This window comes from Lentzea sp. NPDC004789, assembly GCF_053601075.1.
The window spans coordinates 1-24,111 of sequence record NZ_JBSGBE010000035.1; the positions used below are offsets into that span (position 1 = coordinate 1).

The 24,111-nt window shown below is 69.1% G+C and carries 18 protein-coding genes, 1 tRNA gene, 1 other RNA gene and 2 pseudogenes; 16 read left to right on the forward strand and 6 right to left on the reverse strand.

Annotation, left to right across the window (positions count from 1 at the left end):
- Positions 1–122: 122 nt before the first annotated feature.
- Together ACWEIJ_RS43560 and ACWEIJ_RS43565 are read right to left on the reverse strand one after the other, a co-directional pair.
- Entirely contained in the window at positions 123–893 is a 771-nt protein-coding gene (locus tag ACWEIJ_RS43560) for a maleylpyruvate isomerase family mycothiol-dependent enzyme (protein ID WP_449843173.1), read from the reverse strand.
- Positions 894–895: 2 nt separating this feature from the next.
- Positions 896–1,669 carry a maleylpyruvate isomerase family mycothiol-dependent enzyme gene (locus ACWEIJ_RS43565; protein ID WP_449843174.1) on the reverse strand — a complete coding sequence of 258 codons (774 nt, stop codon included), beginning with the start codon at positions 1,667–1,669 and terminating at the stop codon, positions 896–898.
- Positions 1,670–1,869: 200 nt separating this feature from the next.
- On the opposite strand from ACWEIJ_RS43565, the gene ACWEIJ_RS43570 reads away from it, so the two are divergent.
- Entirely contained in the window at positions 1,870–4,299 is a 2,430-nt protein-coding gene (locus ACWEIJ_RS43570; protein ID WP_449843175.1) for an endonuclease/exonuclease/phosphatase family protein, read from the forward strand.
- Between the two features lie 18 nt (positions 4,300–4,317).
- Here ACWEIJ_RS43570 and ACWEIJ_RS43575 read toward each other — a convergent pair whose 3' ends face one another.
- Positions 4,318–4,962 (reverse strand): GOLPH3/VPS74 family protein, encoded by a 645-nt coding sequence (locus ACWEIJ_RS43575; protein ID WP_449843176.1) that lies wholly within the window; start codon positions 4,960–4,962, stop codon positions 4,318–4,320.
- A gap of 330 nt (positions 4,963–5,292) precedes the next feature.
- Between ACWEIJ_RS43575 and ACWEIJ_RS43580 the strand changes: the two genes are divergently transcribed.
- A complete protein-coding gene (locus tag ACWEIJ_RS43580) occupies positions 5,293–5,505 on the forward strand; it encodes a hypothetical protein (RefSeq protein WP_449843177.1) in 213 nt (70 codons plus the stop codon).
- Positions 5,506–5,562: 57 nt separating this feature from the next.
- Here ACWEIJ_RS43580 and ACWEIJ_RS43585 read toward each other — a convergent pair.
- Positions 5,563–5,647, reverse strand: a tRNA-Ser gene (locus ACWEIJ_RS43585).
- 127 nt (positions 5,648–5,774) lie between these two features.
- Here ACWEIJ_RS43585 and ffs point away from each other — a divergent pair.
- The 5 genes from ffs (at position 5,775) to ACWEIJ_RS43610 (ending at position 9,571) form a co-directional block, all read left to right on the forward strand.
- An RNA gene (ffs, locus tag ACWEIJ_RS43590) (signal recognition particle sRNA small type) lies at positions 5,775–5,869 on the forward strand.
- A gap of 31 nt (positions 5,870–5,900) precedes the next feature.
- Positions 5,901–8,021, forward strand: a complete 2,121-nt coding sequence (locus ACWEIJ_RS43595; RefSeq protein WP_449843178.1) for a DNA polymerase III subunit gamma and tau — start codon at positions 5,901–5,903, stop codon at positions 8,019–8,021.
- Between the two features lie 76 nt (positions 8,022–8,097).
- The gene (locus ACWEIJ_RS43600; RefSeq protein WP_355434139.1) at positions 8,098–8,400 is read left to right on the forward strand and encodes a YbaB/EbfC family nucleoid-associated protein; all 303 of its coding nucleotides are present in this window, start codon (positions 8,098–8,100) and stop codon (positions 8,398–8,400) included.
- Positions 8,401–8,447: 47 nt separating this feature from the next.
- The gene (gene recR / locus ACWEIJ_RS43605; RefSeq protein WP_355434049.1) at positions 8,448–9,056 is read left to right on the forward strand and encodes a recombination mediator RecR; all 609 of its coding nucleotides are present in this window, start codon (positions 8,448–8,450) and stop codon (positions 9,054–9,056) included.
- Complete coding sequence (locus ACWEIJ_RS43610; protein ID WP_449843179.1) at positions 9,053–9,571, forward strand: uridine kinase family protein; 519 nt, start codon at positions 9,053–9,055, stop codon at positions 9,569–9,571. Before recR ends, ACWEIJ_RS43610 begins: the two co-directional genes overlap by 4 nt.
- Here the strand turns inward: ACWEIJ_RS43610 and ACWEIJ_RS43615 are convergent.
- On the reverse strand, positions 9,550–12,828 hold the full coding sequence (locus ACWEIJ_RS43615; protein WP_449843180.1) for an AfsR/SARP family transcriptional regulator: 3,279 nt from the start codon (positions 12,826–12,828) through the stop codon (positions 9,550–9,552). The two genes, ACWEIJ_RS43610 and ACWEIJ_RS43615, sit on opposite strands and share 22 nt — an antisense overlap.
- 216 nt (positions 12,829–13,044) lie before the next feature.
- Between ACWEIJ_RS43615 and ACWEIJ_RS43620 the strand changes: the two genes are divergently transcribed.
- From ACWEIJ_RS43620 to ACWEIJ_RS43645, 6 genes are all read left to right on the forward strand, one after another.
- Entirely contained in the window at positions 13,045–14,724 is a 1,680-nt protein-coding gene (locus tag ACWEIJ_RS43620) for an ABC transporter substrate-binding protein (RefSeq protein WP_449843181.1), read from the forward strand.
- A gap of 42 nt (positions 14,725–14,766) precedes the next feature.
- Complete coding sequence (locus ACWEIJ_RS43625) at positions 14,767–15,771, forward strand: ABC transporter permease (RefSeq protein ID WP_449843182.1); 1,005 nt, start codon at positions 14,767–14,769, stop codon at positions 15,769–15,771.
- 17 nt (positions 15,772–15,788) lie between these two features.
- Complete coding sequence (locus ACWEIJ_RS43630; protein WP_449843183.1) at positions 15,789–16,700, forward strand: ABC transporter permease; 912 nt, start codon at positions 15,789–15,791, stop codon at positions 16,698–16,700.
- Positions 16,701–16,706: 6 nt separating this feature from the next.
- Positions 16,707–17,705, forward strand: a complete 999-nt coding sequence (locus tag ACWEIJ_RS43635) for an ABC transporter ATP-binding protein (protein WP_449843184.1) — start codon at positions 16,707–16,709, stop codon at positions 17,703–17,705.
- A 26-nt stretch (positions 17,706–17,731) separates the two neighbouring features.
- A complete protein-coding gene (locus tag ACWEIJ_RS43640) occupies positions 17,732–18,808 on the forward strand; it encodes an ABC transporter ATP-binding protein (protein WP_449843229.1) in 1,077 nt (358 codons plus the stop codon).
- Between the two features lie 110 nt (positions 18,809–18,918).
- Positions 18,919–19,500 (forward strand): TetR/AcrR family transcriptional regulator, encoded by a 582-nt coding sequence (locus tag ACWEIJ_RS43645; protein ID WP_449843185.1) that lies wholly within the window; start codon positions 18,919–18,921, stop codon positions 19,498–19,500.
- A gap of 20 nt (positions 19,501–19,520) precedes the next feature.
- On the opposite strand, the pseudogene ACWEIJ_RS43650 reads toward ACWEIJ_RS43645, so the two are convergent.
- Positions 19,521–19,943, reverse strand: a pseudogene (locus tag ACWEIJ_RS43650) (DedA family protein); the annotation flags it as partial.
- A 43-nt stretch (positions 19,944–19,986) separates the two neighbouring features.
- On the opposite strand from ACWEIJ_RS43650, the gene ACWEIJ_RS43655 reads away from it, so the two are divergent.
- The 3 genes and pseudogenes from ACWEIJ_RS43655 to ACWEIJ_RS43665 all read left to right on the forward strand — a co-directional run.
- Positions 19,987–20,727 carry a DUF4184 family protein gene (locus tag ACWEIJ_RS43655; protein ID WP_449843186.1) on the forward strand — a complete coding sequence of 247 codons (741 nt, stop codon included), beginning with the start codon at positions 19,987–19,989 and terminating at the stop codon, positions 20,725–20,727.
- Positions 20,728–20,840: 113 nt separating this feature from the next.
- Positions 20,841–22,409, forward strand: a complete 1,569-nt coding sequence (locus tag ACWEIJ_RS43660) for a discoidin domain-containing protein (RefSeq protein ID WP_449843187.1) — start codon at positions 20,841–20,843, stop codon at positions 22,407–22,409.
- 14 nt (positions 22,410–22,423) lie between these two features.
- Positions 22,424–23,628 (forward strand): annotated as a pseudogene (locus tag ACWEIJ_RS43665) (MFS transporter); the annotation flags it as partial.
- Positions 23,629–24,111: the final 483 nt, after the last annotated feature.

The window sequence follows — 24,111 nt, forward strand, 5'->3', positions numbered from 1 at the left end:
TGTGTTTCTATTACAATATTTGTTAATCTAATCTGTTTTTTTGGTTGGGGGGGGGGGGGGGGGGGCCCCCCCCCCCCCACCCCCGCCCTGGGGGCAAGCCCCCAGACCCCCGGCCCGTTCGGCTAAAACCGCGCCCGACCGAGGAACTCCTTCAGCAAGGCCTCCTCGCCGGACACGTCCAACCCGTCCGGTCCCCGGCGCCGGTACAGCGTCAGCACCAGATCCGCGGCCGGTCCCCGGACGGTCACCGCGCCGGAACCCTCGCCCTCACGAGCCACCGGCTTGTCCCCGGTCAGGTCCACGAGCCACTTCGCGTCGGCGTCGGTCGCCTCGAAGGCCAGCGTGCCGGCGCCGAGCAGTTCGGCGAACTCGGGCCGCCGCAGGAAGACCACGCGCAGCCCGACGTTCATCCACTCCCACAACCCGTCCGCCGCCACCATCGGGTCGACGTCGAACGGCAGCCCCAGCGCCTCGAACACGTCGTGGCGGTGCACCCACGTCTCGTGCGCCATCCGTCGCGCCCAGAACTGCGGTCCCGGCTCGTCGGGGAACAGCACCGCGATCGGCTCGTCCGGTGCGACCTCGCGCATCGCCGCGGCCAGCAGGTCCGCGCCCTCGGTCAGCCAGGGGCCGAGTTGGGCGGCCGTCTCGCCGGCGTACTCCGACACCGAGTGCGCCTTGCTCAGCGAGCGGTCCGCGGTCGGGATCCGCTCCCGGACGAGCTGTTCGATCCACCGGTGCGCGTAGCCGAGGTGACGCAGCAGCTGGTTCAGCGTCCAGTCCGGTGTCGCGGGCACCGGCACGCTCAGATCGGCGTCGGCGAGCCCGGAGACCAGCAGCGCTGTCTGCGCGACGCCCGTGTCGAGCCGTTGCGGGTGAGTCAGCTTCCCCATGGTCAAAAACGTACGCGCTCAAGGAGTTCCGCGAGCAGATCCGCGTCGCCGAACACCTCCAGGCCGTCCACCGGCCGCCGCCGGTAGACCGTCAGCACCAGCTCGGCGACCGGGCCGCGCAACGCCACCGCGGCCTTCTCGTGGTCGTGCCGCACGACCGGGGCGGGGCCGGTGAGGTCGATCAGCAACTCGGCGTCGGTGTCGGTGGCGTGCAGGTGCACCGTGCGGCCCGGTCCGAGCAACGGCGCGGTCTGCTCTGGCGTGCGGTAGAACGCGAGCGGGAGAGCGAGGCCGGCCCACTCCGCCAGCGTGTCGCGGGCGACCTCGGGGTCCAGTTCGTACGGCAGGCCCAGCGCGGTCACGGCGTCCCAGCGGTGCAGGGCGAGCTCGTGCGTCATCCGCCGCGACCACACCTGCGGTCCGGGGTGGCCGCCGAGCGAGGCGATCATGAGGTCCGGATCGACCTCGGACAGCGCCTCCGACAGCGAGGTGGCGCCCTCCACCAGCCACGGCGCCAGGTCGGCGGCCTGCTCGCCGGCGTAGCCCGACACGTCCATGGCCTTGTTGCGGTCGAACGGGATCTCCGGCGTCCGGGTGCGGATCATCTCGTCGGCCCACCGCAGGGCGTAGCCGACGTGGCGGACGAGCTGGTTCACCGTCCAGTCGGGGCAGGACGGGACCTGAACTCCCAGGTCAGCGCCTTCCAGCGACGCGGCGAGCAGGGAAGCCTGGTGGACGATCTCGGCGCAACGGCGCTCGTAGCTCAGCAGGGGCATGCCCTCCAAAGTAGGGACGCCGACCGGCGCCTGGGAGGGGCCCACCGGTCAGCGTTCCGTTTTCGAGCCTACACCATGATCGAACGCTTGTTCGAGTGATCGTTGCTAGGCCAACCGGTTAACCGTTAGTAACAACGGCTACCAAACACCACCCGATCGAGGAAGGATGCGTCGGTCCGCCGCATTCCCTGGAGGAAGTTTTGAGACCCACCCTGCCCGGCGTCGGGACAGCGGTGGCGGCGCTCGTGTTCGCCGCCGTACCCGCCGTCGCCGCGCCCAGCCCCGACGCGCTGATCTCCGAGGTCTACGGAGGTGGCGGCAACTCCGGCGCCACGCTCAAGCAGGACTTCGTCGAGCTCGCCAACAAGGGCACGAGCCCGATCTCCCTGGACGGCTACAGCGTCCAGTACATCTCCGCGACCCCCGGCGCGACCACGCAGTGGGGCGTGACCCCGCTGTCCGGTTCGATCGCGCCCGGCAAGACGTTCCTCGTCGCCGAGGCCAAGGGCACCGGCGGCACCGTCGACCTGCCCGCCCCCGACGCCACCGGTTCGCTCAACATGAGCGCCACCGGCGGCACGATCGCGCTGGTCAACGGCACCGCGGCCCTCACCTGCAAGACGGCCGCCGACTGCGCCGCGGATTCGCGGATCAAGGACCTCGTCGGCTACGGCACCGCGGTCGTCCGCGAGGGCACGGCGGCGCCTGCCCTGAGCAACACCACCTCGGCGTCCCGCGGCACCGGCCTCGCCGACACCGACGACAACTCCGCCGACTTCAAGGCCGGCGACCCGAGCCCGACGAACTCGAAGGGGGAGACGCCTGGCGGAGGCACTCCTCCCGACCCGGACCCCGTGCCCGGCGACAAGCGCGTCCACGACATCCAGGGCGTCACGCGCATCTCGCCGTTCCTCGGCCAGAAGGTCACCAACGTCCCCGGTGTCGTCACCGGCACGCGTGCCACGGGTGACCGCGGCTTCTGGATCCAGGACACGGTCAGCCCGGACAACGACCCGCGCACCAGCGAGGGCATCTTCGTCTACACGGCCGGCAGCGCGCCGACCGTGGCCGTCGGCGACAACGTGCTGGTCAGCGGCACCGTCGCGGAGTACCGGCCGGGTGGTGAGACGGGCTCCAACCAGACCCTCACCGAGATCGCCCAGGCCACCACGATCACCCTGTCGAAGGGCAACCCCGTCCCGGCGCCGGTCGTGCTGAAGAACATCCCGGCCGGCTACCTGCCCGCACCGGGCGGCAGCATCGAGCAGCTCCCGCTGGAGCCGGACAAGTACGGCCTCGACTACCTCGAGTCGCTCGAAGGCACGCTGGTCCAGGTCGACGACGCCCGCGTGGTCGGCCCGAGCAACGCGTTCGGCGAGGTCTGGGTGACCGTCAACCCCGACCAGAACCGCAACGAGCGCGGCGGCACCACCTACACCGGTTACGACCAGCCCAACAGCGGCCGGCTGAAGATCAAGGCCACGCCGATGCCGGTCTCCAACGTCGGTGACGTGTTCGCCGGCGCGACCGTCGGCGCCATCGAGTACACGAACTTCGGCGGCTACACGCTGGCCGCGCTGTCGTTGGGTCAGCACGTCTCCGGCAACCTGCAGCGCGAGATCACCGCGCCGCAGAAGGAGAGCGAGCTCTCCGTCGCGACCTACAACGTCGAGAACCTCGACCCGTCCGACCCGCAGGAGAAGTTCGACCGGCTCGCCGACGGCGTCACGACCAACCTGCGCAGCCCGGACGTCGTTGTGCTGGAGGAGATCCAGGACAACAACGGCGCGGTCAACGACGGCACCGTCGCGGCCGACCAGACGCTGCAGAAGTTCTCCGACGCGATCGTCGCCAAGGGCGGCCCGCGCTACCAGTGGCGCGAGATCGACCCGGAGAACCTCAAGGACGGCGGCGAGCCCGGCGGCAACATCCGCGTCGGCTTCTTCTTCAACCCGCAGCGGGTGTCCTTCGTGGACCGTCCCGGCGGTGACTTCAAGACCCCGGTCGAGGTCGTGAAGAAGAACGGCCGCGCCGCGCTGTCCATCTCACCCGGCCGGGTCGACCCGCTGAACGACGCGTGGGCGAACAGCCGCAAGCCGCTCGCCGGTGAGTTCAAGTTCCGCGGCCGCACGGTCTTCGTGGTCGCGAACCACTTCAACTCCAAGGGCGGCGACGAGGCCATGCACGGCCGCAACCAGCCGCCGGCCCGTTCCTCCGAGGTGCAGCGCGCCAAGCAGGCGGCGGCGTTGAAGGCGTTCACCGAGCAGATCCGCGCGATCGACAAGGGCGCCAACGTGATCCTCGCCGGCGACCTGAACGACTACCAGTTCTCGCCCGCGGTGAAGACGCTGACCGGCGACGGCAACCTCAAGGCGCTGATCGAGACGCTGCCCGTGAACGAGAGGTACAGCTACGTCTTCGAGGGCAGCTCGCAGACGCTCGACCACCTGCTGATGAGCAAGAACATCACGCGCTTCAGCTACGACGTGGTGCACATCAACGCCGAGTTCGCCGACCAGGCGAGCGACCACGACCCGCAGATCGTGCACGCCCGCCCGTCCACGGGCGACGCGAACGTCGACCGGATCGTGTTCGCCCTCGAGGACATCCTCGACTGCCTGAAGAAGTGACCGCCCGTCGCCGCCGCGTCATCCACCCGATGACGCGGCGGCGGCCGCGACCGCGGCGGCCGCGACCCCGGCCTGAATCGCCTCGACCGCCCTGCGCACGGCCTCTCCCGCCCAGCTGCCGGCGGCGATCTCCCTGGCCCGCCTGGTCATCTCGCGCCGGTCGCCGTCGAACACCTTGTGCACGGCCTTCACCGCGTGCAGCAACGTGATCAACGAGCCCGTGCGTGCATCCGGTGTGCGGTACCCGAGCGCGACCTCGCCGACCGCCTGCCTGACCTCGGCGAACCTCGCCTCGTCGGTGATCACGTAGCTCTTCGCCGGGAAGATCCCGAGCACCTTCCTCGGCTCCACCCGCACGACGCCCCGGCCTTCCAGCTGCGCGATCACGTTGTCCCGCAACCGTTTCCGCAGGCGTTCCACCGCCCGCTGCGGCTTCATCGGCTTGTCGAGCCTCGTCACCGACTCCTGCAGCAACGGGTCCCGCAACGGCGTCGGATCGACGACCCGCACCTTCTTGCCGTTCGGCTCGAACGCGACCCGGCCCGAGTTCACCAGTTCGATGAGCACGGCACCGGCGAGCGCGTTCTCCACCGACGTCGAGTCGGCCAGCGAACGGCCGCTCTCATTGTCGATGAACAACAACATCAGGTCTTCTGCCAGCATCTCAGCTCGAACCCCCTGCCGTCGTGATCGTGGCGGCGACCGTCATCGCCCTGAGCGCGCCTGGACTGCCCTCCACGGCCTTCTGTCGTGGACAGGAGCATGAGGTCCTCGGGCAGCATGCCCTCATAACGCACGGAGGGTGCCGACCGTTGCAAGTCGGAGCCCTCAGCGGTCTTGACCGAACTGGTTCAATTCGCATGCTGATTGTTGAAATTGAAAGGACTTTTTGTGCGAGTAGCACCCCTCGTTGCGGGACTTGTGGTCGCCACCTTGCTCGGGACCGCGGCCACGGCCACTGCCGCCACGGACGAAGTGAGCGCGGTCTGTCCCGTGAAGCTGAAGTGGTACAACGGCCAGTGGTCGGGTTGTTACCAGGCCGGCTCTCACGGCATCAACAACAAGGTGGTCAAGGCGGTCATGGTGAGCCAGCACCACGAAGCGACGGTGTACTGGCGAGGCGACAATCCCGTGTACGGCTATGGCCCCGGAACGCATGACACCAGCCACATCGACAACAACGTCATCCAATTGGACGTTCGCTGAGACTCGCAGATGGCAGAGGCCCGGTCACCTGAGCAGGTGCCGGGCCTCTGGCCTGAGCGGAGGATACGGGATTTGAACCCGTGAGGGTGTTAACCCAACACGATTTCCAATCGTGCGCCCTAGGCCACTAGGCGAATCCTCCGTGGCAGAGCCTACCGGACGGGTGTTCGGCAACCCAAAACGGGGGTGGACGGAGGTTGTCCACAGGTGTGGACAACACTGTGGGCAACTCGAACACACGTTCGACCGGAACCGTTCGCTACACTGACTGCGGACCTCGTGCGGCACACATCTCGCGAACCTCCCCAGGGCCGGAAGGCAGCAAGGATAAGCGGGCTCTGGTGGGTGCACGGGGTCCCCTTTTTCTGTCGGTGGTCACCGGTACTGTCTCGGGCGTGGCGCTCGCTCTGTATCGCAAGTACCGTCCGGCCACGTTCTCCGAGGTCGTCGGCCAGGAGCACGTGACCGAACCCCTGCGCACCGCCCTGGCGGCAGGCCGGGTCAACCACGCGTACCTGTTCAGCGGCCCGCGAGGCTGCGGCAAGACCTCCTCGGCGCGCATCCTGGCCCGCTCGCTCAACTGCGTGCGGGGCCCGACGCCCGATCCGTGCGGCGAGTGCAACTCGTGCATCGGCCTGGCCCCCAACGGCACCGGCAGCGTCGACGTCGTCGAGCTCGACGCCGCCTCCCACGGTGGCGTGGAGGACGCTCGCGATCTCCGCGACAAGGCCTTCTACGCCCCGGCGGAGGCCCGCTACCGCGTCTTCATCATCGACGAGGCGCACATGGTCACCACGCAGGGCTTCAACGCCCTGCTCAAGATCGTGGAAGAGCCGCCGGACCACCTGATCTTCATCTTCGCCACCACGGAGCCGGACAAGGTCCTCCCGACCATCCGCTCCCGCACGCACCACTACCCGTTCCGCCTGATCCCGCCGGGCGTCATGCGCACCCTGCTGGAACGCAACTGCGCGGCAGAGGGCGTCGCCGTGGAGCCGGCCGTCTTCCCCCTGGTGATCCGCGCGGGCGGTGGCTCGGCCCGCGACACCCAGTCCGTGATGGACCAGCTCCTCTCCGGCGCGGGCCCCGACGGGGTGAAGTACGAGCGCGCGATCACCCTCCTGGGGGTCACCGACTCCGCTCTGATCAACGACGTGGTCGACGGCCTGGCCGCGGGCGACGGCGCCGCGGTCTTCGGCACCATCGACCGCCTCGTGGAAGCGGGTCACGACCCCCGCCGCTTCGCCAGCGACCTCCTGGACCGCCTGCGCGACCTGGTCCTGCTCTGCGCCGTCCCCGACGCGGCCGACCGCAACCTGGTCAGCGCCCCGGAAGACGAGCTGGCCACCATGTCGGCCCAGGCGGAACGGATCGGCCCGGCGACCCTCACCCGCTACGCCGAGATCGTCCACACTGGACTGGTCGAGATGCGCGGCGCCACGGCCCCGCGCCTGCTCCTCGAACTCCTGGTCTCCCGCATGCTCCTGCCGTCGGTGAGCCAGTCGGAGGCCGCACTGCTCCAACGCCTGGAACAACTGGAACGCCGCCCCCCGGCCGCCATCGCCGCGGGAGCCGACGCTCCACCCGCAGGTGGCCCGGTCTTCACCCGCCGGTCCCAGCAACCTCAGGCAGCCGAGCCCGCGCAGCACGCAGAACCACCCCGCCAGGCCGCGCCGGCCGCCGCGATCCCGCCCCAGTCGGTGGCACCTCCGCAGACCTACGCGCCGCCGCAGGCTCAGGCAACGCCGCACGCCCAGGCAGGCCCGCAGGCTCAGGCAACGCCGCACGCCCAGGCAGGCCCGCAGGCTCAGGCAACGCCGCATGCCCAAGCTGGGCCGCAAGCCCAAGCCGCCCCGCAGTCCCAGGCGGCACCGCAAACTCAGCCACCGGCGCAGCCCCAGCCGTCAGCCGAGGTTTCCGCGGCACCCGCCGCGACCGGCGGCCTGGACGCGACGGCGGTCCGCCGGGTCTGGTCGGAACTGCTGTCCGCGGTCCGCTCCTCAAGCCGCAGCACCGAGGCGATGCTGACCAACGCCATGGTCAGCGAGGTGGACGGCAACGTGGTCACCATCGCCCACACCTCGGCTCCGCTGGCCCGCCGCCTGGCCGAGCCCCGCAACACCGAGGCCATCGCCAACGCTCTCGCCACCGTCCTCGGCGGCACCTGGCAGGTCCGCTGCATCCACGGCACCCCCGGCGCCACGCCCCAGGCCACCACCCCGCCGAAGGCCCCGCGTCCGGCCCCGACGCGCCCGAGCCAGGCCCAGAACGCCCGTCAGCCGGAGCCCCAGCGCCAGGCCGCCCCGAGGCCACCGGCGGACGACGTCCCTCCGCCCCCGGAACCGCCGGAGCCCGACGAACCGCTCCCGCCGGAACCGGACGACGAAGAGGCGATGCTGGCCGAAGCGGCCCGCCCGGTGGACCCGGACTCCGTCAGCAAGGAGCAGGATCCGGAAGCGGTGATGCTCAAGCTGCTGGCCGACGAACTGGGCGCCCGCCCGCTGAAGAAGGCGTAGCCGGCCGAGGCCGTACGCTGGAACACACCCCAAGAGCAGCGAGAGAGGACCAGCGGTGCAACCCGGTCAGTTCGACATGCAGGCCCTGCTCCAGCAGGCCCAGAACATGCAGCAGCAGATGGCGACCGCCCAGGAAGAGCTGGCCAACACCGAGGTCACCGGCAACGCGGCCAACGGTCTGGTGACCGCGACGGTCACCGGCGGCGGCGAGCTCGTCAACCTCGCCATCGACCCGAAGATCGTCGACCCGGACGACGTGGAGACCCTCCAGGACCTCGTCATCGCCGCGATCAAGGACGCCAACACCAAGGCCCAGCAGCTGGTGGAGCAGAAGCTCGGCCCGCTGGCCCAGGGCGGCCTCGGCGGCCTGCTCGGCTGACCTGACTTCCTCGCGGCCACGAAGACCGGCAAAGAGACGGCGAAGAAATGTACGAGGGCCCGGTACAGGACCTGATCGACGAGCTGGGCAGGCTTCCCGGCGTGGGCCCGAAGAGCGCCCAGCGGATCGCCTTCCACCTCCTGGCAACCGAACCGGCCGACATCGAACGGCTGCAGAGCGCGCTCCAGAAGGTCAAGGAAGGCGTGGTCTTCTGCGACGTCTGCGGCAACGTGTCCGCCGAGACGACGTGCCGCATCTGCCGCGATCCGAAGCGGGACCTGTCGCTGGTCTGCGTGGTCGAGGAGCCGAAGGACGTTCAGGCGATCGAGCGCACCAGGGAGTTCAAGGGGCGCTATCACGTGCTGGGCGGCGCGCTCGACCCGCTCAGCGGGGTCGGGCCGGATCAGCTTCGCATCCGTCAGCTGCTCAACCGGATCGGCACGGCCACCAACGGTGTGGACATCTCCGAGGTCATCATCGCCACGGATCCCAACACCGAGGGGGAGGCCACGGCCACCTACCTGGTCCGGATGCTCCGCGACTTCCCGGGGCTGACCGTCACGCGGCTGGCCAGCGGCCTGCCGATGGGCGGCGACCTGGAGTTCGCGGACGAGCTCACCCTGGGACGTGCGCTATCTGGTCGCCGGAGCATGTGAACAGCGCTCCACCGCGACTGGGCGACACCCGCCTGGTCGCGGTGGACGGACCGTCCGGCGCGGGCAAGTCGACGTTCGCGAAGCTCCTCGCCCGGCAGCTCGACGCCCAGCTGATCAAGACCGACCACTTCGCGACGTGGGAGGACCCGACGACGCGGTGGTGGCCCACCCTCGTGCGGGCGCTCGACGCCGTGGCGGAGGGTCGGCCGGGGCGCTATCGCAAAGCTGACTGGTCCCAAGGCTTTCCGCGGGTGGGCGAAGGCCCCGAGGTGGTCATCCATCCACAAAGGACCATCATCCTGGACGGCTTCTCCTCGGCCAGGAAAGCGAACCGCCGGCTCAGCCTCGCGATCTTCGTCGACCACGGTGACGAGAAGGCCAGGCTGGAACGCGCCGTGGCCAGGGACGGGGAGAAGCACCGCGAGGACTTCATCCGCTGGCAGCAGTACGAAAGAGGCTGGTTCGCGGTCGACGAGACCAGGGCGAGAGCCGACTACGTCGTCACTTCGAGCTGAGCGCGGACCACGCCTGCTTCCGGGGTGCCGATCTCGCTGAACACCTCCAGCGACGATGCCCAGTAGCCGCGGGCGCCTTCCACCTCACCCAGTGCGGCGGAGGCGTCGCCCGCCAGCTGCAGCGCCCTCCCGTACACCCACCGGTGCCCGGAGTTCGAGCCGACGGACGCGGCGCGCAGCGCACATTCGAGGGCCTGGGAGGCGTCGGCGGTGTCGAGGTGGATTCGCCCGAGGACGAGCAGCACCTCCATCTCCGCCAGCCGGAACTGCGACCGGCCCGCCTCGACCAGGGCCGTGGTGGCCATCGACAGCGCCTCCTCGTACCGGCCCGCCCCCCGGTACGCGGACGCGAGGCCGCGGCGCGCGGAGCAGATGCCCCACGAGTAACCGGTCTCCAGGCCGATCGCGAGGGCCGACGAGAACTGCTCGATCGCCTCGTCGAGCCGTCCCGCGCCTTCCAGCGCGCGGCCGAGCAGGTTCATCGAGTCGCAGACGCTCTTGACGTTCTCCAGGTCGTGGGCGATCCGCATGGCGGCGGACGCCTCGACGGCCGCCTCGTCATAGCGGCCGCGCATGATCAGCGTGATGGCCAGGCCCTCGTGCTGCGTGTGGCCGAAGTTGCGGGCGGCCGCACGTTCGTACAGCTCGCTCGCGCGCGCGAAGTAGGACGCGCCGAGGTCTGGCCTGCCGCGCCACGCGTGGACCTCGCCCAACGCGCGCATGGAGTTCGCCTGGGTGATCCACGAGTCGATGCGCGTGCCGGCTTCCAGGGCCTCTTCGAACGTCGCGGCCGCCCGGTCGAGCTGGCCCAGCTGCATGTAGACGCCGCCGAGGTTGAACAGGGCGTTGGCCTGCACCTGGAAGGCCCCGATCCGGCGGGTGATCACCAGCGCGCGTTCGAGGTGGTCGGCGGCGTGTTCGAGCTCGCCGAGGTCGATGTAGACGCTGCCGGCGTTGGACAGCACCGCGGCCTCGGCCTCGGGCAGGTCGATGTGCTCCTGCAGGGCGATGGCCTGCTGGTAGTAGCCGAGCGCGTTGCGGTGCTGGCCCGTCACCCAGTACAGCGTGCCCAGCGACGACAGCATCGCGAGCTGCCCGAGCTCGTCCCGCGGCGAACGCGCGCCGAGCAGCCCGGCCTTGGCGGTCTCGCGCCACTCCGCGGTCAGGCCCTGCGTGTAGAAGTAGCCGCGCAACGCGTCGGCCAGCTGCCACGGAGAGTTCTCCGGATCACGCTCGACGGCGTGCGCGACCAGGGCCACGAGGTTGGCGCGTTCGACGTCCAGCCAGGTCAGCGCCTCGGTGGAGGTGGAGAACGTCCGCGGCACCACGCCGTCCAACGGCGCCGGGCGCGGGAAGCGGAACAGCGTCGACTTCATCGCGGCCGTCGCGTTGTCGACCGAGCGCACCGCCCAGTCCAGCAGCCGCCGCAACGCGAGTCGCGAGTCCGCGCGGCCCTCCTCGAACGCCAGCCGCTCGGCCGCGTAGTCGCGCAGCAGGTCGTGGAACTGGTAGCGGGACGGCGCGTGGTTCGAGATCAGGTTCGCGGTGGCGAGCCGGTCCAGCCGCCGGCGGGCGTCCTGGGTGGTCAGTCCCGACAGCGCCGCCGCCATCTCGGGCGTGAAGTCCGTGCCGGGAACCAGCGACAGCAACCGGAACATCTGCGCGAGCTCGGGCTTGAGCGCCGTGTAGGAGAGGTCGAACGCGGCGTGCACCGCGACCCGTTCGTCGCCCTCCACCGCCAGCGCCGCGAGCCGGTTGCCCGCCCGCAGCTCCTCCACGTAGTCCGCGATGGACAGTTCCGGACGCGACACGAGGTTGGCCGCAGCGATACGCAAAGCCAATGGCAGGTGCGCGCACAACGCGGACAGCTCCAGTGCGGCGTCCTCCTGGGACGCCACCTCGTCTGCGCCCAGGATGCCGGCGAGCAGGGCCTTGGTCTCGTCCCAGTCGAGCACGTCCAGCCGCACGTTCGAGGCGGCGTGCGACACGGCCAGACCGCGCAGCGTGTCGCGTGAGGTCACCAGCACCGCGCACCCCGGCGAACCGGGCAGCAGCGGCCGGATCTGCTCGGCCGACGACGCGTTGTCCAGCAGCAACAGCACGCGCTGACCGGTCAGGGTCGACCGGAACATCGCCTCCTGCTCGTCCTGGTCGAGCGGCACCTGGTCGGGCTCGGTCCCGAGCGCGCGCAGGAACCGCGGCAGCACGTCGACCGCGCTCAACGGCGGCCCCGGGGCGTATCCGCGCAGGTTGACGTACAACTGACCGTCCGGGAAGTCCGCCCGCATCTGGTGCGCCGCGTGCACCGCCAGCGCCGTCTTGCCCACACCGGGCGGCCCGGCCAGCGTGACCACCGGGACGCCCTGGGCGGTCCGCAGCAGCGCGACGATCAACGACACGGCCTCGTCGCGGCCCACGAAGTCGGGGATGTCCGCGGGCAGCTGCGACGGCACCACCCGTTCGGGTTTGGACGCCACCACCGGCGCGCCGGACGACGCCGCGGCCACCGCGTCGATCGACCCGGACAGCACCTGGCCGTGCACGCGCCGCAGCTCGTCACCGGGGTCGATGCCCAGCTCGTCGCCCAGCAGCCGGGAAACGCGCTGGTAGGCGGCGAGCGCCTCGCTCTGCCGGCCGGACCGGTACAGCGCCACCATCAGTTGCGCCCAGAACCGCTCGCGCAACGGGTGTTCGCTGGTCAGCCGGGACAGCTCCGCGACCAGCTCGCCGTGGCGGCCCAGTTCGAGGTCGACTTCGACCCGGCGTTCCAGCACGTGCAGGCGGCGTTCGTTCAGCCGCGGCACCTCGTCGCGGTGCAGGATCTCCGACGGCACGTCGACCAGCGCCGGACCCCGCCAGAGCCCGAGCGCGGCGGCGAACGCGGCCGAGGCGGCCTGCAGGTTCCCGGCGGCGCGCTCCTGCTCGCCCTGGTCGATCAACGGCTCGAAGCGCATCAGGTCGATCGTCTTCTCGTCGACGTCGATCAGGTACCCGTCCGGGACGGTCCTGATCGGCACCGACGGCCCGAGCAGCTGTCTCAGGCGCATCACGTAGGTCTGCAGGGTGGCTCTGGCGCGGGCGGGCGGGTCGTCGCCCCACACGTTGGCGGCGAGCTCGTCCACGGACACCGACGTGCCCGCACGCAGCAACAACGACACCAGCAGCGCCCGTTGACGACCGGCGCGGACCAGCAGTGGTTCGGAGTCGAGGAGGACCTGGAGGGGGCCGAGGACGCGGAACTCGACCTGCCTGCTCATGCGACCTCCTCCGCGTGTCGTTGTTGTTTCTACAGCCTAGGAGAGCGTTCGACGCATCTGACGTGCTCACGTTGGGTCAGCGAACGTGCGCCGGACGTATCAGAATGCCTGGTCTAGTGGCCGGATCGTGACCTGAGTTAACACGGGAGGGGTATGTACAACGGTTATGGTCGGCGACCACACCGTGAGATGTGCGGATTGTCCAAGGGGTGTTTGATGGTCCACTCAGTAACGGCTCGCCGCCGTTGGGTCGCCGCGATCGGCTTCCTCAGCGTCGGCGCGCTGGCCCTGTCCGGTTGCGCGCAATCGCAGCGCGACACCGGTGGCGGCGGTAAGCAGGGCGGCACGCTGACCTTCGGTGCCGCGGGTGCGCCGAAGCTCTTCGACCCGTTCTACGCGACGGACGGCGAGACCTTCCGGGTCTCTCGCCAGATGTACGAGGGCCTGGTCGGCTTCAAGGCCGGTACCGCCGAGGTCGAGCCCGCGCTGGCGACCAAGTACGAGCCCAGCGCCGACGGCAAGACGTGGACCTTCACCCTCCGGGAGGGCGTGAAGTTCCACGACGGCACCGCCTTCAACGCCGAAGCCGTCTGCTTCAACTTCGACCGCTGGTACAACCAGAAGGGCGCCGCGCAGAGCGACGCCGTCTCGCAGTACTGGCTGGACAACTTCGGCGGGTTCAAGGACACGCCGGACAAGCCCTCGCTGTACAAGTCCTGCACGGCCAAGGACGCCAAGACCGCGGTCATCGAGCTGAACGAGGTCACCTCGCAGTTCCCGTCGGTCCTCGGCTTCACGTCGTTCTCCATCTCCAGCCCCGAGGCGCTGAAGAAGTACGACGCGGACAACGTCCAGGCCGCCGGTGACGCGTTCACCTACCCGGCGTACGCGAACGAGCACCCGACCGGCACGGGCCCGTTCAAGTTCGGCAAGTACGACAAGGCCAACAACACGGTGGAACTCGTGCGCAACGAGGACTACTGGGGCACCAAGGCCAAGCTGGACAAGATCGTCTTCAAGATCATCCCGGACGAGACCGCCCGCAAGCAGGCGCTCAAGGCCGGTGACATCGACGGTTACGACCTGCCGAACGCGGCCGACTGGGCCGGCCTGAAGTCCGACGGCTTCAACGTCGCGATCCGCCCGGCGTTCAACGTGTTCTACCTGGGCATCAACCAGAAGAACAACCCGAAGCTCGCCGACCTCAAGGTCCGTCAGGCGATCATGTACGCGATCAACCGCGAGCAGCTGGTCAAGTCGCAGCTGCCCGAGGGTGCCAAGGTCGCGACGCAGTTCATGCCGGACACGGTGAACGGCTACAACAAGGACATCAAGGCCGCCGGCTACGACCCCGAGAAGGCGAAGTCGCTGCTCAAGGAAGCCGGCGCCGAGAACCTGAAGCTCAAGTTCTACTGGCCGTCCGAGGTCACCCGCCCGTACATGCCGTCCCCGAAGGACCTGTTCGGCGCGATCTCCGGCGACCTGCAGAAGGTCGGCATCACGTTCGACGTCGTCACCAAGCCGTGGAACGGTGGCTACCTGACCGACGTCGACAACCACGTCCCGGACCTGTTCCTGCTCGGCTGGACCGGTGACAACGGCACCGCGCACAACTGGGTCGGCACGTTCTTCGGCCGCACCGACAACCGCTTCAGCACGGGTGTGTCGGCGTGGGGCAAGACCCTCGCGGACGACCTGGCCAAGGCCAACTCCGAGCCGGACGAGGGCAAGCGGACCAAGCTGTACGAGGACATCAACAAGCGGATCATGGAGGAGTACCTCCCCGCGATCCCGATCTCGCACTCCCCGCCCGCTCTGGTGTTGAAGTCGGACATCAAGGGTGTCGTTCCGAGCCCGTTGACCGACGAGAAGTTCGGCTCGGCCTCCAAGGGCTGACCGAGCCAGCTCCCACCACAAGAGAACAACGGGGTAGCTCAAGTGCTCCGCTACACGATTCGGCGGCTGGTTCAGCTGGTCGGCGTGGTGCTGGTGCTCTCGATGTTGCTCTTCGCGTGGTTGCGACTTCTCCCAGGAGGGCCGGTTTCGGCCCTCCTGGGAGAACGCGCTACGCCGGAGTCGCGCGAGGCCCTCACCAAGCAGCTCGGCCTTGATCAGCCGATCTTCCTGCAGTACTTCAAGTTCCTCGGTCGCGCGGCGACCGGTGACTTCGGCGTCTCCACCGGCGTCCAGCCCGGTGACTCGGCGCTCGACATCTTCCTGCAGCGGTTCCCCGCGACGATCGAGCTCAGCTTCTTCGCGATCGTGATCGCGATCGCGGTCGGCGTCCCGCTCGGCTACCTCGCCGCGAAGCGCCGCGGCGGCTGGTTCGACAACCTCAGCGTCATCGGCTCGCTGATCGGTGTCGCGGTGCCGGTGTTCTTCCTGGCCTACCTGCTCAAGGACGTGGCGTCGTCGGCGCTCGGCCTGCCGTCGCAGGGCCGCCAGGACGCCATCGACGCCACGCGCGTCACCGGCTTCTTCACCCTCGACGGCATCATCACCGGCGAGTGGGACGCGACCCTCAACGCGTTGGAGCACCTGATCCTGCCGGCGATCGCGCTGGCCACGATCCCGTTCGCGGTGATCTTCCGGATCACCCGCGCGGCCGTGCTGGACGTGCTCGACGAGGACTTCGTGCGCACCGCCGAGTCGAAGGGCCTCACCGCACCGGTGATCCGCCGCCGGCACGTGCTGCGCAACGCGATGCTGCCGGTCGTCACGACGATCGGTCTGCAGACGGGCGCGCTGCTCTCCGGCGCGGTGCTCACCGAGAAGGTGTTCTCGTTCGCCGGTGTCGGGCAGGCGCTCGCCATCGGGTTCGAGCGGCGCGACTACCCGGTGCTGCTGCTGTTGATCATCATGGCCACCATCGTCTACGTCGTGGTGAACCTGCTGGTCGACCTCTCGTACGCGCTCATCGACCCGCGCATCAGGACGAGGTGAGCGCAGTGGTACTCGGAGTGTCCAAGAAGGAAAAGATCGACGACCTCGCGGAGTCCGCGGGCGTCTCGCTCGCCGCGAGCGCGTGGAAGAGGCTGCGCCGCAGCCCGGTGTTCATCACCGGCGCGGTGATCATCGGCATCTTCGTCGCGCTGTCGCTGCTCTCGCCGTGGATCGCCCCGCACGACCCGTCCGACAAGATGCTGATCGAGCAGGTCGTCAAGGCGCGCAACGAGATCCCGCCGCCGCAGCCGGGCCACCCGCTCGGCGGTGACCTGCAGGGCCGCGACTTCCTGTCGCGCCTGCTGGTCGGCTCGCAGCAGACGCTGGTCGTCGGCGTCGGCGCGACGCTGATCGGCCTGACCGGCGGCCTGATCCTGGGCACGCTCGCGGGTGCGATCGGCGGCTGGGTCGACTCGGCCGTCATGCGGCTCGTCGACGTCATGCTCTCGCTGCCGTCGCTGCTGCTCGCGTTCTCGATCGCGGCGATGTTCGCCAAGCCCAGCCAGTTCACCGTGATCCTCGCGGTCGCGATCGTGCAGATCCCGGTGTTCGCCCGGTTGCTCAGAGGCTCGATGCTCGCGCAACGGCACAGCGACCACGTGCTGGCGGCGACCGCGCTCGGCGTGAAGAAGGGCGCGATCGTGTTCCGGCACATGCTGCCGAACTCGCTCAGCCCGGTGATCGTGCAGTCCACGCTCGTGCTGGCGACCGCGATCATCGAGGCGGCCGCGCTGTCGTTCCTCGGCCTCGGCAACCCGGACGACCGGATCCCGGAGTGGGGGCAGATGCTCGGCGACGTCCAGAACGTCTTCGACACGCATCCGCAGCTCGCCGCGTACCCGGCCGTCTGCATCATCATCGTCGCGCTCGGCTTCACCCTGATGGGCGAGACGCTGCGCGAGGCCCTCGATCCGAAGAACAGGCGGTGAGTCGTCGTGGCACTGCTCGAAGTTCGTGACCTCACCGTCGTGTTCCAGCGCAGGGGCGAGGAGCCGTTCCGCGCGGTCGACGGCGTCAGCTTCGACGTCGAACCCGGCCAGACCGTCGGTCTCGTCGGCGAGTCGGGCTGCGGCAAGTCGGTGACCTCGCTGGCGATCATGGGCCTGCTGCCCAAGCGCGGTACCAAGATCACCGGCACGGTGTCGTACGACGGCGTGGACCTGCTGAAGCTCTCCGACAAGGAGATGCGCGACCGTCGTGGCCGCGACCTCGGCATGGTCTTCCAGGACCCGCTGTCGTCGCTCAACCCCGTCGTCCCGATCGGCCTGCAGGTCACCGAGGTGCTCGAACGGCACCGCGGCATGCCCCGCAAGGAGGCCATGACCGAGGCGAAGGACCTGCTCGACAAGGTCGGCATCCCGGACCCGAACCGGCGGCTCAAGGAGTACCCGCACCAGCTCTCCGGTGGCATGCGGCAGCGCGCGTTGATCGCGATCGCGCTGGCGTGCCGGCCGAAGCTGCTGATCGCGGACGAGCCGACGACGGCGCTGGACGTGACCATCCAGGCCCAGATCCTGTCGCTGATGAAGGAACTGGTGCAGGACCTCGGCACCGCGCTCGTGATGATCACCCACGACCTGGGTGTCGTCGCCGGCCTGTGCGACGAGGTGAACGTGCTGTACGGCGGCAAGGTGGTCGAGAAGGCCATGCGGCACAAGCTCTTCGCCGAGCCGCGCCACCCGTACACGCACGGTCTGCTGGCCTCGATCCCGCGTCTGGACGCGGCCCCCGGCGAGAAGCTGACGCCGATCAAGGGCTCCGTCGCGGACAACATCCCGTGGGCTCAGGGCTGCGCGTTCGCACCCCGTTGCCCGAACGCGCTGGACGTCTGCCACACGGAGACGCCTGCCGAGGAAGACCAGCTGGGCCGTCTGCTCCGCTGCCACAACCCGGTGGTTCCGGGAACTCCCGCCGCCGAGGAGGTGCCGGTGTGAGCGAGACCCTGGTGTCCGTCCAGGACATGAAGGTGCACTTCCCGATCAAGCGCGGTGTCTTCTTCGACAAGACCGTCGGCCACGTCTACGCGGTCGACGGCGTCGACCTCGAGATCAAGCGGGGCGAGACCTACGGCCTCGTGGGCGAGTCCGGCTGCGGCAAGTCCACCCTCGGGCGGGCGATGCTGCGGTTGAACGAGCCGACCGCGGGCAAGATGGTCTTCGACGGCCAGGACTTCTCGGCCCTGAAGGGCGAGGACCTGCGCAAGATGCGGCGCCGGATCCAGATGGTGTTCCAGGACCCGCTGTCCTCTTTGGACCCGCGCCAGTCCGTGGAGTCGATCCTGGTCGAGGGCCTGCGGGCGCACGACCTGGACAAGGGCAAGGAGTCCACGTCCAAGCGGCTGCGCGAGCTGCTCGCGGCCGTGGGCCTGCCGTCCACCGCGCTGCGCAAGTACCCGCACGAGTTCTCGGGCGGTCAGCGGCAGCGCATCGGCATCGCCCGCGCACTGGCGCTGGAGCCGGACCTGATCGTCGCCGACGAACCGGTGTCCGCGCTGGACGTGTCGGTGCAGGCCCAGGTCGTGAACCTGCTGGAGGAGCTGCAGGAGCAGTTCGGCCTGACCTACCTGGTGATCGCGCACGACCTCGCGGTCGTGAAGCACATCTCCGACCGGGTGGGCGTGATGTACCTCGGCGGCCTGGTCGAGGAGGCCACCTCCGAGGACCTCTACGCCGAGCCGCTGCACCCGTACACGCGGGCGCTGCTGTCCGCGATCCCGGTGCCCGACCCGGTGGTCGAGGACCGGCGCGAGCGGATCCTGCTGGCGGGCGACCTCCCGTCGCCGGCCAACCCGCCGTCGGGCTGCCGGTTCCACACCCGGTGCCCGTGGCGGCAGGCGTCCCGCTGCGACACCGAACGCCCGGCGCTGCGCGAGCTCAAGCCTGGCCACAAGGTGGCGTGCCACTACGCCGAGCAGATCCAGTCCGGTGAGATCCAGCCGCACGAGGTGAAGCCGATCCTCATCGAGGAGGACGACGGCATCTCGCCGGACGTCCCGCTCGTGGGGCCGGCCTCCGTCACCGAGGCGCTCAACCCGTAGTCGCGGACGCCACGCGGGGACCTTTCGTACTGCATGAGAGTACGAAAGGTCCCCGCGTGGCTCACCCCAGTGGCTACTGGGGCTCTAGTGGGTGATGCTCCAGTGTTCTGGTGGACAGTCGTGGGGCGATCCTGATGAGGGCTGCCGAGATCGCGTCCGTCGACGGGCTCGAAGGAGTCACGATCGGACGGCTCGCGGTCGAGCTCGGCCTGAGCAAGAGCGGCGTCTTCTCGCACTTCGGCGCCAAGGAAGAGCTGCAGATCTGCACCGTGCACGCCGCCGCGGAGATCTTCGCGCGGGAGGTCGTGATCGCCGGTGGTTCCGCTGTGGACCTGTGCGACCGCTGGCTCGACTACTCGAAGCGCCGCGTGTTCCCCGGCGGCTGCTTCTTCGTCGTGACGCGCTCGGAGTTCGCCGCCCGTCCCGGCCGCGTGCGCGACGCGTTGATGCTCTTCAACCTGCGCTGGATCTCGCTGCTGGAACGGCTGTGCGGTGACGCGCAGCTGGCGTTCGAAGTGGACGCCCTGCTGGCCGCCGCCGACCGTTTCGCGGTGCTCTACGACGACGCGTCGGCGTACGAGAGAGTGCGGTCGGCGTTGCGCGCACGGATGACCATGCCGACGGGGATGGAGATGAGCGTGGCCACCACGAACGACAGCAGCATCGCGAGCCAGGTCTCGTCGACGATCTGACCGCCGACGTACCCGACGGTGGCGGGGTAGACGCTCCACAGCGCCGACCCGATCGCCGCGACCGGTACGAACCGCCGCAGCGGCCACTTGAGCGCCCCGGCGAGCAACGCGCCCACGATGCCGCCGGCCGGCAGGAACCGCGCCGCGATGAGGATGCTCTCGCCCTTGGACCCGAGCTGGTCCGCGGTCCACACGACCATGGCCCGCGCCCTGGCGTTCTTGTTGACCTTGTCGAGGGCCTTCATGCCCATCCGGCGGCCCGCGCTGAAGTTGATCATGTCGCTGACCAGGCAGCCGGCGGCGGCGACGAGAACCACGAGGTAGAGCGGAACCTCACCGGACGCGGCCAGGACGCCGGCACCGATGAGCACGGCCTCCGTCGGTGCCAGCGGCACGACGGCGACCAGGAACAGCACGACGAGGCTGGCGGCTGTGGTGCTCATGATCGGTGAACGTACGTGACCCAGATGAACAATCCCGACCTGGGTGTTTCTTCAGTCCACCTACAGAATCGAAGTCGATCTACGCTGGGTTGTGCCGTTCACCCTTGCGCACCCGGCCGTGGTGCTGCCGCTGCGCCGCTACCTCTGGCTGCCCGGACTGGTCGCGGGAGCGATGGCACCTGACCTGGGCTACTACGTGCCGGTCGTGCGCACCCACGACGTGCTCGGCGGGTCGTTGGCGGCGGTGGTGTTGTTGCTGGTCGGACGCCTGCTGCTGCCCTCGGTGATGGCGCTGGCGCCGGAGTCCGTGCGGACACGGGTGCCGCGTCCGGAAGGGTTCCGCCGGCCGTTCATCCGCGGGCTGTCCATTGTGGTGGGAGTGCTCACGCACCTGCTGTGGGACGCGTTCACCCAGACCGACGGCTGGTTCGTGCAGCGGTGGGACTGGCTGACCGTCTCGGTCGTCGGCCCGCACCGTCTCTACAACGTGATCGGGTACGTGTCCTCCCTCGGCGGCATGGCGTTGCTGGCCTGGGCGGCCGCGCGCTGTCCGAAAGGGCATGACTGGCCGGCGCGCACCGGGAATTCCCGGTACAAGTTCTGGATCTTCGTCGCCGTGGTCGCGGCAATCGGCGTGACCTGGTCTTTGTCTGATCCTGTCAGCCAGATCAGTCTTTATGACTGGGTTCGACGCTTTCTGCTAGGTCTGATTCAGGGCGTGGGTGCCGCGATTGTGATCAACGCCGTCCTGTGGCGCTTCCGGCAGTCACGAAATGACAGCTGATGACCGCCCCGGCCGCGTCTTGACCTGCTCGTTCACCCGTCATTAACCTCCGAGCTTCAATAGGAAAGCTTGTTTACCAATCCTTCGCCGCCGCCCTTGCCCAGGAGGACGAAGTGATCAGAAAGCACACCCGCACGGGTGTCGCCTTGGCGCTGTTGGCGCTGGTGATGCCCCAGATCGCTGGTTCGGGTACGGCCAATGCGGCCGACACCCTGCTCTCCGCGAACAAACCCACCACCACCTCCTCGGTCGAAGCACAGACCTTCGGTGGTGCCAACGCCGTCGACGGAGATCCGACCACTCGCTGGGCGAGCCTCGAAGGCCACGACCCGGAGTGGATCGCCGTCGACCTCGGCGGCAACTCGACCATCTCCAGGGTCAAGCTCACCTGGGAGGTCGCGTACGCCTCCGAGTACAAGATCCAGACCTCGGCCGACGGTTCGACGTGGAGCACCAAGAAGTCCCTCACCGGCCAGAACGGTGGCGTCGACGACATCAGCATCGCGACGAGCGGCCGCTACGTGCGGATCTACGGCACCAAGCGCGGCACGCCGTACGGCTACTCGCTGTACGAGCTGGAGGTCTACGGCAGCAATCCCAACGGGGACAACACGCCGCCGACCGCGCCCACCAACCTCGTCAGCACCGGCACCACGTCGAGCTCGGTGAGTCTGCAGTGGACGGCCGCGACCGACAACGTGGGCGTGACCGGCTACGACGTGCTGCGCGACGGCAGCGTCGTCGGTACGCCCACCGGCACGACGTTCACCGACACGGGTCTCGCGTCGGGCACTCAGTTCACCTACACCGTCCGCGCTCGTGACGCGGCAGGAAACCTCGGCCCCGCGAGCAACGCGGTGCAGGCGACCACTCAGCCCGCCGCGCCCGGCGAGAACATCACGGTCGTCGTCGCCGGTGACATCGCGTCGCTGACGAACAACGAGCACTACGAGACCGCGAAGCTGATCGACCAGATCAAGCCGAACCACATCCTCACGGTCGGCGACAACCAGTACGACAGCGGCAAGCTCTCGGAGTTCCTGGCCCACTACGACAAGTCGTGGGGCAAGTACAAGAGCATCACCCACCCCGCCACCGGCAACCACGAGTGGGAGGACAACCTCAACGGCTACAAGTCGTACTTCGGCGCCCAGGCCTTCCCGAACGGCAAGCCGTACTACACCTGGGACGCCGGCCAGTTCCACTTCGTCTCGGTCGACTCGAACCCGATGTACGACAACGGCAGCGACTCGACGCAGCTGAACTGGCTGAAGGCCGACCTCGCCGCGAACACCAAGCCGTGCGTCATCGGCTACTGGCACCACCCGCGGTTCAACTCGGGCCAGTACGGCGACCTGTCCCAGGTGGCCCCGTACTGGAACGCGTTCGCCGACGCCAAGGCCGACGTCGTCTTCAACGGTCACGACCACCACTACGAGCGGTTCTCGCCGCTGAGCAAGACCGGTGCGGTCGACACGGTGAACGGCATGCGGGCCGCGATCGTCGGCATCGGCGGTGACTACCTCTACGACGAGCGCACACCGCGTGCCGGTGTCGAGAAGTACTTCTCGGACAGCCACGGCGTCATGAAGCTCACCCTGTCCGGCACCTCCTACTCGTGGGAGGTCATCGACACGGCCGGCACGGTGCGCGACAAGGCCGGCCCCTACAACTGCCGTTGACCCAGGAGGCCGTCGTGTACATCGCAACTGCTCGACAAGCTCCGGCCGCGGGTGGCACCGGCAGGATCGCGGCGAACGTGCTCGCCCTGGGTGCGGTCTCCCTGCTCACGGACGTGTCGTCCGAGATGGTCACCGCGATCCTGCCGCTCTACCTCGTGCTGGGGCTGGGGTTCTCCCCGCTGCAGTTCGGTGTGCTCGACGGCATCTACACCGGTGTGACGGCACTGGTTCGCGTTGCCGGCGGACATGCGGCAGACCGCTGGCAACGGCGCAAGCTCGTCGCCGGGCTCGGGTACGGGATCTCGGCGCTGGGCAAGCTCGGCCTGCTCGCCGCCGGGACCTCGGCGAGCGCGATGGGGCTCGTGCTGGCCGGGGATCGAACCGGCAAGGGCTTGCGCACCGCGCCGAGGGACGCGCTGATCACGTTGAGCAGTGAGCCTTCGGCGCTCGGACGCGCCTTCGGTGTCCACCGTGCCATGGACACCGTCGGCGCGTTCCTCGGCCCGCTGGCCGCGTTCTGTCTGTTGTGGACGCTGCCGGCCCGTTACGACGTGGTGTTCGTCGTCAGCTTCTGCTTCGCGGCGGTCGGTCTGCTGGTGCTGGTCCTGTTCGTGCGCGATCACCGCGACGTGCTGCCACGCGCCGCGGTGTCGCTGCGGAGTGCCTTCGGGCTGTTGCGCTCCAGGCCGTTCCGGCGGGTCTGCCTGGTCGCGTGCGGGCTCGGGCTGCTGACGCTGGGCGACGGGTTCGTCTACCTGTTGCTGCAGAAGAAGCTGAACGTCGAGGTCGCGTACATCGCGTTGCTGCCTCTCGGCACGGCCGGCGTGTACCTGCTCGCCGCCGTGCCGATCGGCGCGCTGGCCGACCGCGTGGGGCGGTGGCGGATCTTCCTCGCCGGCCACCTCGCCCTGCTCGGTGCGTACCTGCTGTTCTTCGGTGCGTCCGGAATCCCTTTGCTGGTGGGGGTTCTGCTGCTGCACGGGTTGTTCTACGCGTGCACCGACGGCGTGCTGATGGCCGTCGCCGGGCCGCTGGTCCCCGAGGAGCTGCGCACGTCCGGTCTGGCCCTGCTCCAGACCGGCCAGGTGCTGGCCCGTGCGTGCTCGTCCGTCCTGTTCGGCGCACTTTGGACGTGGTTCGCTTGGTGAGGATCCTGATCGTCGTCGCGGCCGTGATCGCGCTGGGCGCCGGTGCGACGGCGTACGCACTGCGCTCACCGGACGAGGTCGCCGTCGCGACGGAGGCAGGACCGGTCGAGCTGGCTCCCGGTCGGTTGCTGTTCGTGGACGACGCGAGCGGCAAGGTGGCTTCCGTGCCGCTGTCCTCTCCCGGTGGCCCTCGCCGGGTGAGTTCGTTGTCCTGCAAGCGTTTCTACACGGCTGCGGGGCGCGGACTGTGCCTGGCGGACGCGTCCCGGCCGATGCCGGGCGCCACGGCGGTGTTCGTCGACCGGACGTTGAGCGAGCAGCGGCGGGTGGAGGTGGCGGGCGTGCCGAACCGCGCCAAGCTGTCGCCGGACGGCCGGATGGCGTCGTGGACGACGTTCGTGACCGGTGACTCGTACGCGCAGTCGAACGCGTTCTCGACGCGCACCGGGATCTTCGACACGCAGACCGAGGAGTACGCCAGCAACATCGAGGGCCTGCGCGTCGAGGGCAGGAAGATGACCAACGACATGAACTACTGGGGCGTCACGTTCACC

Excerpts from the sequence above, each read along its gene's own strand:
- ACWEIJ_RS43560 (WP_449843173.1), bottom strand. The coding sequence starts at position 893 with ATGGGGAAGCTGACTCACCCGCAACGGCTCGACACGGGCGTCGCGCAG.
- ACWEIJ_RS43565 (WP_449843174.1), bottom strand. The coding sequence starts at position 1,669 with ATGCCCCTGCTGAGCTACGAGCGCCGTTGCGCCGAGATCGTCCACCAG.
- ACWEIJ_RS43575 (WP_449843176.1), bottom strand. The coding sequence starts at position 4,962 with ATGCTGGCAGAAGACCTGATGTTGTTGTTCATCGACAATGAGAGCGGC.
- ACWEIJ_RS43600 (WP_355434139.1), top strand. The coding sequence starts at position 8,098 with ATGCAGGCCCTGCTCCAGCAGGCCCAGAACATGCAGCAGCAGATGGCG.
- recR (WP_355434049.1), top strand. The coding sequence starts at position 8,448 with ATGTACGAGGGCCCGGTACAGGACCTGATCGACGAGCTGGGCAGGCTT.
- ACWEIJ_RS43615 (WP_449843180.1), bottom strand. The coding sequence starts at position 12,828 with ATGAGCAGGCAGGTCGAGTTCCGCGTCCTCGGCCCCCTCCAGGTCCTC.
- ACWEIJ_RS43620 (WP_449843181.1), top strand. The coding sequence starts at position 13,045 with ATGGTCCACTCAGTAACGGCTCGCCGCCGTTGGGTCGCCGCGATCGGC.
- ACWEIJ_RS43640 (WP_449843229.1), top strand. The coding sequence starts at position 17,732 with ATGAAGGTGCACTTCCCGATCAAGCGCGGTGTCTTCTTCGACAAGACC.